Origin of the sequence: Bacillus sp. GbtcB10 (assembly GCF_019091365.1) — a bacterium.
GTDB lineage: Bacteria > Bacillota > Bacilli > Bacillales > Bacillaceae > Bacillus > Bacillus altitudinis.
Window position 1 is genome coordinate 1 of record NZ_JAGXJP010000143.1, and the last position, 272, is coordinate 272.

A 272-nucleotide genomic window follows, 5' to 3' on the forward strand; every position below is an offset into this window, starting at 1 on the left:
TGAAACAAACCATTAGGAATTTGGAGATGTCGTATAGCTAACAGTTTTTTAACCTCCATCTCCATCGCATTTACACTTGGTTTACGAGGAGAAGATAATAGTTGACGAAAAGTTAAAATGTCGGTTTCCTCTCCATCAGAATCCTCATCAGCATGGGACTCAAGTAAAGCATCTAACCGAGTGCACGTCTTAGCAGATAATTGCTGATATGTCATTTTATATAAGCTCTTTTCAAAAGTATCAATGGCAGAGTCAATCATACGCTTTAAGCT

The 272-nt window shown here is 37.5% G+C and carries 1 protein-coding gene; it reads right to left on the bottom strand.

Going from position 1 to position 272, the window contains the following annotated elements; translation table 11 throughout:
* Positions 1-272, bottom strand: a 272-nt coding sequence (locus KVT11_RS19900) for a hypothetical protein (protein ID WP_217609152.1), incomplete at both ends; no start/stop codon positions are given.